This is a genomic window from Leptospira noguchii serovar Panama str. CZ214 (genome assembly GCF_000306255.2).
Lineage (GTDB): Bacteria > Spirochaetota > Leptospiria > Leptospirales > Leptospiraceae > Leptospira > Leptospira noguchii.
This window is the reverse complement of sequence record NZ_AKWY02000024.1, coordinates 102085-114344: the sequence shown is the minus strand read 5'-3', so window position 1 is coordinate 114344 and position 12260 is coordinate 102085. Positions and strand designations below refer to the sequence as shown.

The 12260-nt window shown below is 35.2% G+C and carries 11 protein-coding genes; 6 read left to right on the top strand and 5 right to left on the bottom strand.

The genetic code is table 11. The features are described from left to right. Window positions 1-34 precede the first annotated feature (34 nt). A complete protein-coding gene (locus LEP1GSC059_RS14200; protein ID WP_020980952.1) occupies window positions 35-1066 on the top strand; it encodes a sensor histidine kinase in 1032 nt (343 codons plus the stop codon). A 22-nt stretch (window positions 1067-1088) separates the two neighbouring features. After that, complete coding sequence (locus LEP1GSC059_RS14195; protein ID WP_017214357.1) at window positions 1089-2540, top strand: sensor histidine kinase; 1452 nt, start codon at window positions 1089-1091, stop codon at window positions 2538-2540. Between the two features lie 345 nt (window positions 2541-2885). Here LEP1GSC059_RS14195 and LEP1GSC059_RS14190 read toward each other — a convergent pair whose 3' ends face one another. Genes LEP1GSC059_RS14190 through LEP1GSC059_RS14180 form a run of 3 tightly spaced genes read right to left on the bottom strand, consistent with a single transcriptional unit; the run spans window position 2886 to window position 4214 of the window. Next, entirely contained in the window at window positions 2886-3317 is a 432-nt protein-coding gene (locus LEP1GSC059_RS14190) for an LIC13259 family plasminogen/vitronectin/complement-binding protein (protein WP_002177544.1), read from the bottom strand. Window positions 3318-3331: 14 nt separating this feature from the next. After that, a complete protein-coding gene (locus LEP1GSC059_RS14185) occupies window positions 3332-3790 on the bottom strand; it encodes a four-helix bundle copper-binding protein (RefSeq protein WP_020980970.1) in 459 nt (152 codons plus the stop codon). A gap of 52 nt (window positions 3791-3842) precedes the next feature. Further along, window positions 3843-4214 carry a hypothetical protein gene (locus LEP1GSC059_RS14180; protein ID WP_017214356.1) on the bottom strand — a complete coding sequence of 124 codons (372 nt, stop codon included), beginning with the start codon at window positions 4212-4214 and terminating at the stop codon, window positions 3843-3845. Between the two features lie 133 nt (window positions 4215-4347). Between LEP1GSC059_RS14180 and LEP1GSC059_RS14175 the strand changes: the two genes are divergently transcribed. Beyond that, the gene (locus LEP1GSC059_RS14175; protein ID WP_002177550.1) at window positions 4348-5340 is read left to right on the top strand and encodes a GGDEF domain-containing response regulator; all 993 of its coding nucleotides are present in this window, start codon (window positions 4348-4350) and stop codon (window positions 5338-5340) included. Between the two features lie 176 nt (window positions 5341-5516). Here the strand turns inward: LEP1GSC059_RS14175 and LEP1GSC059_RS14170 are convergent, their stop codons facing one another. Further along, window positions 5517-6860: a glycerate kinase type-2 family protein gene (locus LEP1GSC059_RS14170; RefSeq protein WP_017214354.1), complete on the bottom strand. Its 1344-nt coding sequence runs from the start codon at window positions 6858-6860 to the stop codon at window positions 5517-5519. Window positions 6861-7801: 941 nt separating this feature from the next. Between LEP1GSC059_RS14170 and LEP1GSC059_RS14165 the strand changes: the two genes are divergently transcribed. Together LEP1GSC059_RS14165 and LEP1GSC059_RS14160 are read left to right on the top strand one after the other, a co-directional pair. Continuing rightward, complete coding sequence (locus tag LEP1GSC059_RS14165) at window positions 7802-8689, top strand: alpha/beta fold hydrolase (protein ID WP_002177480.1); 888 nt, start codon at window positions 7802-7804, stop codon at window positions 8687-8689. Window positions 8690-9097: 408 nt separating this feature from the next. Then, on the top strand, window positions 9098-9550 hold the full coding sequence (locus LEP1GSC059_RS14160) for a hypothetical protein (RefSeq protein ID WP_002177573.1): 453 nt from the start codon (window positions 9098-9100) through the stop codon (window positions 9548-9550). A gap of 561 nt (window positions 9551-10111) precedes the next feature. Here LEP1GSC059_RS14160 and LEP1GSC059_RS14155 read toward each other — a convergent pair. After that, entirely contained in the window at window positions 10112-10876 is a 765-nt protein-coding gene (locus LEP1GSC059_RS14155) for an exodeoxyribonuclease III (RefSeq protein ID WP_002177520.1), read from the bottom strand. Window positions 10877-10975: 99 nt separating this feature from the next. Between LEP1GSC059_RS14155 and hisD the strand changes: the two genes are divergently transcribed. Further along, window positions 10976-12259 (top strand): histidinol dehydrogenase, encoded by a 1284-nt coding sequence (gene hisD / locus LEP1GSC059_RS14150; RefSeq protein ID WP_002177450.1) that lies wholly within the window; start codon window positions 10976-10978, stop codon window positions 12257-12259. The last annotated feature ends 1 nt before the right edge of the window (window position 12260 follow it).

Here is a 12260-nt window from a genome sequence, read left to right as displayed (position 1 = left end):
AGACTTTTTCAAGGTATACCAGGGATCATTGGAAATGATTGAATGCCAGATTTTGTCTCATTTAAGGGCCCCAGTCGCCATTTTAGACCATGATTTGCGTATTATAAGTTGCAATTCCTCTTTTGTAAAAGTTTGCTTTCCTTCTGAAACTCAGGAGTTAATAAATCAAAGATTAGATCAGATACTATCCTTTCAAAATTCATCTTTATTCAAAAGATTTAAGAATTGTGAATTCAATCGAACAATCTTTTTTGAAGAACAGCTTTTAAATTCTTTTAAAGAAAAAGTAGATTTCCAAGGTTCTATGACTAAACAAAAATCCGAGGAAAGTGAGTTTCTTTTTTTGGAAATTTCAGATTTAAAAATTAAAACGAAAGAAATGGAAATTGCGGCTATTGTTTCCAGGATGTATCATGATTTACAAGAACCAATACGAAATCAGAATACTTTTTTAAATCTTTTATACGAAAAATATTCAAACTCTTTGAATGAAAAAGGTAAAGAGTTTTTGTGGTTTAGTATCCAATCTTCCCAACGCCTTTGGGAGCGGATAAACGCTTTGCTTTTATTTTTAAAAATCGAAAAAGAAAGAAATATATTTAAAACTGTTTCCCTTCAAAAGATTTTAGAGGAAAGTATTACATTACTTCATGAAAATCTAATCAAGGCTGATCTACACGTTGAGGTCAAAGGAGAGTTTCCGGATATTTTAGGAAATGGATCTCTTCTCAAAGAACTTTTTTTAAACTTAATTACAAATTCTATCCGGTTCAGAAATAAAAACACGGCGTGTAAAGTTTGTATTGCTTACGATTTAAAGCCTCAGTTTCACCTAATTCAAGTTATAGATAACGGAATCGGTGTTAATCAATTGGAAGAAAATTATTTTATAGATTTATTCAAAACGTTTCACTCATCGGAAGAACTTTCCGGATCTGGAACAGGACTTTTTTTTTGCAAAAGGATTGTTGAACTTCACGGAGGAGACCTGGAAATACAAACCGATCGTACTTCCGGTTTCGGAGTAATCATACGTTTTCCTCGAGAATTTATTTTAGAACAATGAATAGGTAGAGAGTTTCATTCTTATGTTTAAAGATACTTTTTCAGTTCTTTTGATCGAAGATTCGAACGCGGATTACAGATTGATTCAGGAATATCTGGGTGAATCTCAAAGTCCTTCTTTTCGGATTAGCCGTGGTGCCGATTTTTCCGCTGGGCTAAGTCTTATCACCAATGAAAGTCCCGATTTAGTGATGTTAGATCTTTCCCTTCCAGATCGAACTGGTTTGGAAGCGTTATCCGAAATTAAAAGAAGATTTCCTCAAATTCCTGTTATTATTTGTAGCGGAGCTGAAGACAAAGAAATTACCGTAAACGCTCTTCAGATCGGAGCACAGGACTACGTTTATAAGGGTAAGTTTGATTCTTATTCCTTGAGTCGTTCTCTCATTTTTGCTTATGAAAGAAATCGTTTAGCTTTGGAACTTGAAAAGAAAAGTGTTTTTGAACAAGAAAGCGAAGAAAGATACCGTTTGTTTTTTCAATACAATCCTCACCCGGCTTTTTTATTTGAACACGACTCTTTAGAAATTTTAGAAATAAACCGAGCAGTTATTGAAAAATACGGTTACGAAGAGAAGGATTTGATTGGGAAGTCGATTTTACAGATTTTTGAATCGTCTGATTTCGATAAGGTAAAACAGGAAATTATTTTCTTTCAATTTGGAGCTAATCAAGCTTCCTCATTTGTCCACAAAAAAAAGGGCGGAGAAAAATTAATCGCGGATACTACGGTTTATAAGTTCCACTATCAAAATCAAATTTTAAATTTGGCGGTTGTCACAGATATTACCGAGATGATTCGAAATAGAGAATCGATTTTGGCCACTCTTGCGGAAAAAGACGCTTTGATTCAGGAAATTCATCATAGGGTCAAAAACAACATGCAAATTATGGTTTCGCTTTTAAATCTACAAGCGGATAATGCCATGTCTAGGAATTTAACTGCAAAAGAACTTTATAATTTACTCAAGGATACGGAAAGTAGGGTTTTTTCTATGTCCTTGGTTCATAACGAACTTTATAAATCCAATGATCTTTCTCATGTGGATTTTCATAGTTATTTAAATATGCTTTTGGAAAATCTTTGGAATTTATACGGAGTGGGTTTAAAAATTAAACATATGATAGAGGCCCAAGGTTTGGTCTTAAGTATGAACATAGCAATTTCACTTGGACTTATTGTTTGTGAGTTGGTCACAAATGCGATCAAACATGCGTTTCCAGATGGTTGTGAAGGACTTTTAAAGATTATCGCTCGCCGCGAACTGGGAAATACGATCGTGATCATTGAAGACAATGGAAAAGGAATTCCGAAAGAAATGATAAATAAAAACCATGAAACTCTTGGATTACAACTTGTTAATATTCTTACGAAACAGATTCAAGGGAAATTACATCTTGAGGTTTTAGATCGGGGAACTAAATTTGAAATTCGATTTCCAGAACAAAAAGGAGCTGTTGAAAAAAAACTATAAATTTCGGAATAGTTATCAATTTGTAAGAGTTTTGTATTTTCGTAAAACTATTGTTAAATTAAGCACCATTTTTATACGACTTGATAATAATAACACGGGCCAATTTTAGAAATTTCTATAAAACCCAAAAAGAATAACCATCCAATCCAATTTTTGCATAATTACGGCCTTTACAAAAATGGAAAAACTATTTTATAGAGATTCCTAATTTTTAGTACTATAAATTTTTGTTTTAATTCTAAGTAACACAAATTGACGAATCAATTGTTAGTTCGTTTCAAAATTTAGATCCCGAACCTCAGTTGAGATCGCGGGATCTAAAAGTTTTTTAAAAACGGTTCTCGTTTATATTTTTTTTCCGCAATCTTTCATAGTAGGATCATAAGGATTTTGGACCTTATCTCCGGAAGCGATCCATTTCTTTTTTACCATGGGACAATAGAATACGTGAAATCCTGCAGATTTATCTTTTTGAATGTATTCTTTAAGTGCTTCTGAAAGTTCGGAATAGGCATCTAGTTTGGTTTTTTCATCCGATGCGTTTTTGAGTTTTTTCGCCGCTTTGAGAGCAGGAGAAAGAGAAGAATCTCTAGCCGTTTCCTGTTGTAATGAGGCGATCAGCGGTTCCACGATTACTTCTTGCCCATTAAAAAAAGATTGGTGGATCCGATTTAACTCAGACAAAATTGCGGGTCTTGTGGGAAGGATAGATTTTGCCTCCGACAAACCTACTAAAATAAAACCAAAAAAGTAGAATATTATAATTTTCTGTTTCATTCTGTTTCTCCTGTTTATGCTATTTTTTTTAGTTCTGAAATACATTCTTGACAACTGTCCGCGCAGTTTTTGCAGACCTCATGATGAGATTCGTGAACTCTACATTCTTTTTCGCAAACCTCGCAAGCCTTGATACAGATTGAGGCTACTTCTTTTGCAAAAGTAGACTGAGAAGATCCTAAACTTACGAATGCTTTGCAAAGAGCTAAAGTATCTTTTACCGTTTTCAGACAGTCTGCAAGCATCGTATCTCCCGTTGCTAGATTTTCTTCGCAATGGGAAAGACAGATTTCGGAGTTTAACGCGCATTTGGATGCCGCGTCTAGAATTTTTTTATCTATCTTTTGATATAATTTTTTTTCGATTTTTTTTGAGGATTTGTGATCCGATCCTTTTGCCAAAAGTGAACCTGCTCCGGATGCAAATGCAATTAGAGCTGCGGATTGTGCGAGTAATTCTTTTCTAGTTAACATATAATATTCCTTAATTTTAAAGTTGTAAAATGATTTTAGAAGAGAATTTGTATCAGATCAATAATCTGATGGAAGAAATGGATTGACTGACGAACTTTTGCGCGTTTAAATTTGAATTTTTACCCGTCTTTGAAAAATGAAAAATCAAAGATGCAAAATGAAAAGGGTTCTGAAAAACTGTAAGAACAGAGAAATAATTTCTGTACAATTCTGGAGCTTTAGAATGTTCCGCAGAAAAGAGTAAATTACAAGAAGAACAAGTAGGAGAGGTTTGGTCATCCGTTTTTTGGGATGGATGACAATTAGTTTCAATTGTCTGGTTGAACGCGGGACAAGAATTTCCGGAAAGCATCACTGTAAAACAAATTAAAGCAGAGGTCAAACCGATCATACCTAAAAAGGCTGTGCAACGTTTTGCTTTCATCTTATTTTTTAGACTTAAGAAATCAAAGGATCAGGCAAGAAGTTTTTAAAAAATCGTTTGATATTAAAGGGACTTTTATATTCCTTCTTAGTCTGGTGCTGCCCGTTGTAAAAAACCGAGGAGAAAATTCGAGATGGATTCCATTCTTATTTTAGACGATGCACAGGAAAACTGTATGTTGATGCAGGGTATCCTGAGAAAGTCGGGATACAAGAATACTTATACGAGCCAGTCACCCGAGGAGGTCATCGGTTGGTTAAATTTACAAAACCAAGAACCTCCTCAAAAAGAATGTTCTTTGATTCTTTTGGATATTCTACTTCCAGGAATTACAGGACTTGAAATTCTTAAATTGATTCGTGAAAAGAAAGAATTAAAAGATATTCCTGTCATTATGATCACGGCTCTGAAAGAATCGGAAGTTTTGCAAAAAGCGTTCGATTCCGGTGCAATTGATTATGTAGTAAAACCGTTTGATGCGATTGAACTTTTAGCGCGGGTTCGTTCGGCTCTTAGACTTTTTGAAGAAATGACTCGAAGAAAGGAGAGAGAAAAGGAGTTGGAAAAACTGACTGATCAACTTCAAGAAGTGAACGCCTATCTAGTCGCCATTTCAAGGACGGATTCTTTGACGGGACTTTACAATCGTAGATACTTTGATGAGATTTTATCTACGGAATGGAAACGTTGTTGGAGAACTGGAGCAGGTATTGCTCTTATTATGTTGGATATAGATCATTTTAAACTTTATAACGATACTTATGGTCATCAGGGTGGTGATCAATGTTTGAAACAGGTATCTTCTGCAATTCGAGATTGTGCAAGAAGAGCGGGGGATGTAGCGGCGAGATACGGCGGCGAAGAATTTGCGGTTGTGCTACCTGAAACAACCGAGTCGAATGCGGTTGTTGTAAGTCGGAATATTTTGGAAAACGTAGAAAATTTGGCAATACCACATGCCGCGTCTAAAACTGCTTCGATCGTAACTGTTAGTATAGGTATGGCTACCTTAAGTCCAAGTCCTGAAAATTCCATCACGGAGTTAATCGAACGCGCTGACAAGGCTCTCTATTTAGCAAAAGAGGAAGGAAGAAACTGTCTCAGGTTTTATCCTCAAAGCGATTGATTTTTTTTCATTTAGCTGTAGATTTATTTTTAAGTTAAGGTTTTTTTTAAATTTTAAAAAAATTGAATATACAGAGTTTATTATTTTATTTTTTACAAAAGATTTTTTTCATTGAAAAATATTCTGCTTCGAGAGCCCAGGAGTCAGAAATTCTACGATTGAGTAGGAAAAATTTTTTAAAACTTAGTAATCAATAAAAATTGAATATCATTTACGTTGGTTCCAGTAGCGCCCGTAAAAACCAAAGAATTGACTCGATTTAAAACTTCGTAGGAATTATGCGTTTTAAGAGCCAGGTTGGCGTCGTTGGTCCTATAAATTTTTTTCCAAGTGGTTCCGTCTACGATCGCCCCCGCTGCGTCGGTGGGACCGTCGCTTCCATCCGTTGCGAGAGAAAATAAAGTGATTCTTTGGCAACCGGAGATTCGTTTGGAAAAAGAGAGTGCTAATTCTTGATTTCTTCCTCCTTTGCCAGAACCATCATGAGTCACCGTAGTTTCTCCTCCGCAAAGAATTAAGAGGGGAAAATTTTTATTTTTCAGATTCTCCTTTGCAATTTCTCCTAAAAAGAAACCAGCTTCTTTTGCTTCGCAATTCAAAGAAGAGGTCAGTAATAGAACTGGAATATTCAAATTTATACATTCTTTTTGAACGGCGTCGAGCGCTTGGGTTATGTTTCCGATACAATGAACGGAATTTCTGTTGGGATCGATCTTGTATTCTACTGAAAAAATTTTGGATTTGGTTTTTTGATTTGAATTTTTTACAAATCGTTCCGTTTTTTTGTTTAGAACGGCTTCAAACTTAGGATCTAAGAGTAAATCATATTGTTTGAATATTCTTAAAATAGAATCTTTTTCGATTTTAGAAGGAATTGTGGGTCCAGAAGCTACTTTAGAAAGGTCGTCTCCAATTACGTCCGATAGGACTAAAGTGATCGATTTTGAAGGAAGAATGTTTGTAAGTAACCCTCCTCCTTTGAGAGAAGATAAAAGTGTTCTTATGGAATTGATTTCTTGGATATCTGCTCCGCAGGAAAGAAGTTTAGAGTTCCAGGCGACTATATCTTCCAAATTGAGACCGGGCTCGGGAATTTCCATTAAAGAGGAACCACCTCCGGAAAGAAGTACTAAAACGGTGTCGTCTTCTTGTAAATTAGAGCAGAGTTCTATGATTTTTTTTCCACCAAGTATGCTGTTTGTATCTGGAATTGGATGACCCGCTTCTAAAATTTCCAAAGGTGGAAATTTTTTTCCAGAAGTATATCCGTATTTTGTGAGAATGATTCCTCCGAAAATCTGAGATTGTAGGATTTCATAAGCGACACTAGCCATTTCTTCTGCCGCCTTTCCTACAGAAAGTAGTAGAATTCTTCCTTTTGGTTTTTGTTCTAATAAAAACTTACGAACGGAAGGTCCGGGCAAAGAGTTTCGGATCGCAATTCCACCTAAATGAAATAAGATCGATTGAGCAGAATGAATATCTACTTTTTCGCCATTTAAAAAAGAAAGATGTGGCATTGGATTCCAAAAACAAATGATCCTTTGAAAAAAGAAACGTTTTTAGTTAGAGTTTTATCAAAGTTGGACGTGTTATCTTATGGATTTTAGAAAGTTGTTTTATTCAGTATTATCTAACTAACGTGAGTTCAACGTAAGAAAACTGGGCGAATCCGGCTGCCAGCTCTACTCAATAAATTGTATACAGGAACGTTATACGACTTATCGTCATAGATTTCAATTTAGAACGCGATCCATAGAGAGCGTTCTGCTGAGTTTAACGCGATCTGTCGAGCGACTCATAGGAAGTGATGTATTGAGTTTCCAGAAGCGAGACGCTGAGTTCGAGAGAACGTTCTGCTTTAGTTCCCCACATCGATCCCTTTCGCGTTAATATACTTATAGAGTGCTCAAAATTCTGCTTCTAAATGGAAATTTATGTAAAAGTTTATACTACTTCTATTATTCCATCCTATCAGCTGAATACCATAAATTTTTATTACAAAGTCCTGTTCGGGCGTAAAATACTGGGTACTTCATTATAATAGTTCTAAATATTATATAGAAATTAGAGTTGTTTAAAAATTCCATAGTGGCGATTAACAAAACTGCTTTAATCTACCGTTTCTATAAAACAAAAACAGATGGAGATTCATTTTTCAGCAACTCTATTCGTAAAAATATTTTATCTCATAGTGAATTGTTTTTATCAAATTTAAAAATGAAATACTAATTTTTATATAAGATTTTCGTTTCTTAAATCTAATTCAAAATTCATTTTATAGAAATTCTTATAATTTATTTTGACAATAGATTTTAAAACTTCAATGTAGTCCCTCACGAAACGCTTTTTGAAAGACAGGCTGCATCATAAGTCGTAGAGAATTTCACTTATAGGCGATGATTTTTCCTGCAAATCAAGGCGACCTATTATGTAGTTTTCAATAATAACGGGAGTTTTCATGTCAGAAATCAAAACCTCTTTTTTAAAGAATGGAGAAAGAGAATATAAATATTTAAGTTTAGGAAATGGGAGAAAACTTATTTTTTTCTTTCACGGGTTTCCAGATGACGCCGGTTCTATGAAAGAACTGATGGAAATCTTTTCTAAAAAAGATTTTACTTGTATTGCTCCTTTTATGAGGGGATATTCTCCCGGTTCCAACTCTACGACCGTCAGTATCGCTGAACTGGCAGGGGATTTAAAATTTATCGTGGAATCTTTGAAGTCCACGTATAATCCAGAAACCACCGTGGTGTTGGGTCATGATTGGGGAGCTATTGCATCTTATGCGTTTTCCAATCTTTCACCTGGAACGATAGATACGTTAGTTGCACTTTCTGTTCCTCCTATTCCAACGTATTTAAAGAATTTACTCGTTTATCCTTCTCAAATCGTTCGAAGTTGGTATGTTTTATTCTTTCAAATTAGGGCGGGAATTCCGGAAGCTGCATTGTTAAAAAACGATCTTTTGCGTAGGCTTTGGGAAGATTGGAGTCCTGGTTGGAAAATTCCTGAAGAACGTTTTAGAGAGGTTTTTGAAAATCTAAAGGTTCACGAAAATTTAATCACCGCGCTTGGTTATTATAGAGGTTTATTAACTCCTGGGAATTTGGCTCTTTGGAATTCAAGTAGAGAATTGGTATTTCATAAAATTTCTGTTCCAACTTTAGTGCTTGCTGGAGAAAAAGACGAATGTATTTCCACTTCCGTATACAAAGGTCTTGAATCAGAATTTTATTCTAGGATTTCTTTCCAGGTAATCGATAAAGCGGGACATTTTTTGCATTTGGAAACACCAGAACGAGTTGCAAAAGAAATATTTCGTTTTATTAAATTAGAAATTTAGTATATATTAAATATTTTTTTTATTATATAGATATTTGTAGAATCTTTTTTAGAAGAAGTTTTTTGAACAAAATTTGAATTGTTTTTTGTTACGAGCGGTAGTTCCCACAATTTTTAAAATCGACAGAAGTCTTTTATTTAAAAGTGGTAGTTCCTACATTTCCTAAAGTCGATATAAGTTCTTTGTTTAAAGTGGTAGTTCCCGCAATTTCTTAAATGGAAACCATTTTCAAGAAAAGCGATAAGTTCAAAAATCGAAGATAAATTGAAAAAAACAAAGAATCGAATTGTTTGAATAAATGCTAAACCTAAGTTTAGCAAAGTATTTTGTTGTTGCATTGCACAACGAAATATGAGAAAATTTAATGAGACAGAATTCTATTCTTTTCTCTTTAAAAGTGGGTGCACAATGCTCGAAAAAATAATCGAAGATTTCAAAGATTCAGTTAAGGAATCCGTAAAATCAGTTCGCATTCCTTTAGAAGTTCACAGTAAAACCGGAAATTATTCAGCAGAAATTGGCGGTTGGGAAGGAACTTCCATGAGTCTGAATTTAGAACGTTTTAATTTGGATTCAGTAGGTGAGGCCGCCACTCTGGAAGTAAAAATTCCTTTTTGGAAAGATCCGATATTACTTCATGGAACTATCACCGAAAAAAAAATAGTTCGTTCTAAATCTCAAAATAGAATGACAGATAATGTGCTTTTATTTGAATCTGATGCAATTGGGTTGGTTAAAAAATTCTTACCTAAATTTCCGTTAGATCTGAAAGAATGGAAACTTTTAGAATTTTCAAAAAAGGCGATTTCACCTGATCACTTTTCTAAAAATCTTAGAATGTGGGAATTCATTAGAGTCTAATCATAAAAAGGCGTGTTAAAAAGTTAGAACCGCCTAACAAGTTAGCAACGCTACATTTTATTAAAATTTTTTTTTTGAGGAACCCAAGAATATAGATTTTGATCTATCAAAATTTAAAAACCTAATTCGTTTCTAAAAAATAGACGTATGATTTGGGTTATACTTCGAGCAAATAGAAAGTTGCTGTCAGGCTCCCCATTTCGATTAAGCTTATTGCAAATTACTAAAGCATGTTATTTTATTATAAAATAATAATAAATTGACATATTGAGGAGCCCATGGAAGTAAGGCGCTTTAGTTGTGCTTTGATCCTTTACGCAATTGACTTTCCTGCGGGAACTGCTTAGCGTGTGTTTAGAGTAAAAAATCCATGATTCATTTTTCTGAAAAAAGTTGGGATTCGAGATTTACAGATCGATTCCTAAAATGTAGGAACTACTACAAACTACGGTTTTACAAACAAATTTTAAAATTGTAGGAACTCATACTTTTAGAAAATTCTTTTTTATTTTCTTACGTCCAAGTTTACGTTAAATAGGAAAAAAAGTTTATCATAAACTTCTAAAGTTTAATTTCAAACTCAAGAGGGGCGTGATCAGAAAGGGGCTTATCTCTATAAATCGAATGGTTTTTTATGTTTTTCTTAAGTTCTTCTGTTACAAAAAAATAATCGATTCTCCAACCCTTATTTTTGGCCCTGGCTCCCGAGCGAAACGTCCACCAAGAATATTCTTGTTTGTCCGGATGTAGATATCGAAATGTATCTACCCAACCCTTGTTTAAAAATCCGGATAACCATTCTCTTTCTTCGGGTAAAAATCCACTGTTCTTTGCGTTTCCTTTTGGATCGTGAATGTCTTGAGGGGTGTGAGCAATGTTTACGTCACCACATACGATGATGTTTGATTGTTTTTTTCTTCTTTTAGAGGATTCTTTTTGAAATAGATCCAGAAACTTCATCTTTGCCGCTTGGCGTACATCTCCCGTGGTCCCAGAGGGAAAATATAAATTCCAAAGCGCGAAGTTAGAATATTCTAAATAGATGCTTCTTCCTTCTTTGTCAAAAAATGGATCACCGATTCCAATTGTGATTTTTTCCGGGGGTTTTTTATAAAGAATAGCGACTCCGCTGTATCCTTTTTTTTCGGCGCTGTGGAAAATCGGAGTATAACCTCCTTCTTCCCAGAGAGAGGTAGAAACCTGGTCTTGATTTGCCTTCGTTTCTTGAAAACAGATAAAATCCGGTTTTGTGTTCCGAATATAATCAGCCAGTCCTTTTTCCAAGGAAGAACGAATTCCGTTGCAGTTGAGTGAGATAAATTTCATAAGCAGAGTGTAAGTTGAAGGAATTCCCTCTATAAGCAATTGTTTTTTGAATAAATTTCAGATGCAAGATTCGTTCTTTTGGAAATTCTGGTTTCTTAGATGGCGATACAAATTTTGAAAGTCGGTTTAAAGGATCACTCTGTTTTAGATCCTGTTTTAAAACGTGCCAGAGAAGACCTAAGTTCCACTCTGGCTCTCGTAAAGCCGATCGTAGAAGACGTAAAAAATAAAGGGGACTCTGCACTTCGAGAATACACTCAAAAGTTTGACGAGATTGTCCCTCCTAAATCCTTTGTTTTGGAAATTTCTAAACTGAATCCGAAAATCGATTCTAAACTCAAAACCGCTTTGATAAAAGCCGCAAGAAATATACGTAACTTTCATAAAATTCAAATTCCAGAAAATAAAGAAATTATAATACACGGAAATAAACTTGGAATCCTTCATACTCCGGTTGAGTCTGTTTCCGTTTATGCTCCGGGCGGAAAAGCATTGTACCCTTCCACGATTCTAATGGGAGTCATTCCTGCAAAACTCGCCGGAGTAAAAAATATACAAATTGTGACCCCTCCTAGAAAAGGAGCTCTACCAGGAGGTCTGATTGCTGCTGCTAAAATCGCCGGGGCTGATAGAATTGTTTTGGCGGGAGGTGCACAGGGAATTGCAGCGGTTTCTTATGGAACGGAGAGTATTCCTTCTTCGGAGTTTGTGGTCGGTCCTGGAAATAAGTTTGTGACCGCTGCAAAAGTATATTTAAGCGGGCAAGGTGTGATCGGAATCGATAGTCCAGCAGGTCCCAGTGAGGTCTTGATCATAGCGGACGATTCTGCAAATCCTATGTGGGTCGCTGCAGATCTTTTGTCTCAAGCAGAACACGGAGAAGATTCAGTTGCGATCCTTTGTACGAATTCTCTATCTCTTGCTCAAAAAGTAAAGGAAGAAGTAGAAAAAGCTCTTGTGGAAAGACCCAAGCGGGAAGAGATAAAACGTATGTCCATTGAAGATCATGGAAGAATATTTGTTTTTTCTAATTTAGAAGAATGTTTTGTATTTTCAAATCTATTTGCCCCCGAACATCTAGAGATTCAAACCAGAAGTTTTAAAAAAGATCTAAAAAAAATAAAACATGCAGGTTCTGTCTTTTTAGGTAATTATTCTCCGGTTGCAATGGGTGATTATATCAGTGGAACCAATCATATACTTCCAACCGCAGGAGCCGCTAGGATTTACTCTTCTTTAGGAGTTTCTACGTTTTTGAAACGTGTTACTTGGCAGGAAGTTTCTAAAAAGTCCATTCAAAATCTGTATCCACACGTTAAGGTGCTTTCCGAATTCGAGGGTCTTGACGAAGAACACGGGCATTCAGTGAAAATCAGACGGTAAA

What these genes read in the sequence shown, in the direction of transcription:
- LEP1GSC059_RS14200 (WP_020980952.1), top strand. Translation starts at nt 35, where the DNA reads ATGATTGAATGCCAGATTTTGTCTCATTTAAGGGCCCCAGTCGCCATT.
- LEP1GSC059_RS14195 (WP_017214357.1), top strand. Translation starts at nt 1,089, where the DNA reads ATGTTTAAAGATACTTTTTCAGTTCTTTTGATCGAAGATTCGAACGCG.
- LEP1GSC059_RS14190 (WP_002177544.1), bottom strand. Translation starts at nt 3,317, where the DNA reads ATGAAACAGAAAATTATAATATTCTACTTTTTTGGTTTTATTTTAGTA.
- LEP1GSC059_RS14185 (WP_020980970.1), bottom strand. Translation starts at nt 3,790, where the DNA reads ATGTTAACTAGAAAAGAATTACTCGCACAATCCGCAGCTCTAATTGCA.
- LEP1GSC059_RS14180 (WP_017214356.1), bottom strand. Translation starts at nt 4,214, where the DNA reads ATGAAAGCAAAACGTTGCACAGCCTTTTTAGGTATGATCGGTTTGACC.
- LEP1GSC059_RS14175 (WP_002177550.1), top strand. Translation starts at nt 4,348, where the DNA reads ATGGATTCCATTCTTATTTTAGACGATGCACAGGAAAACTGTATGTTG.
- LEP1GSC059_RS14170 (WP_017214354.1), bottom strand. Translation starts at nt 6,860, where the DNA reads ATGCCACATCTTTCTTTTTTAAATGGCGAAAAAGTAGATATTCATTCT.
- LEP1GSC059_RS14165 (WP_002177480.1), top strand. Translation starts at nt 7,802, where the DNA reads ATGTCAGAAATCAAAACCTCTTTTTTAAAGAATGGAGAAAGAGAATAT.
- LEP1GSC059_RS14160 (WP_002177573.1), top strand. Translation starts at nt 9,098, where the DNA reads ATGCTCGAAAAAATAATCGAAGATTTCAAAGATTCAGTTAAGGAATCC.
- LEP1GSC059_RS14155 (WP_002177520.1), bottom strand. Translation starts at nt 10,876, where the DNA reads ATGAAATTTATCTCACTCAACTGCAACGGAATTCGTTCTTCCTTGGAA.
- hisD (WP_002177450.1), top strand. Translation starts at nt 10,976, where the DNA reads ATGGCGATACAAATTTTGAAAGTCGGTTTAAAGGATCACTCTGTTTTA.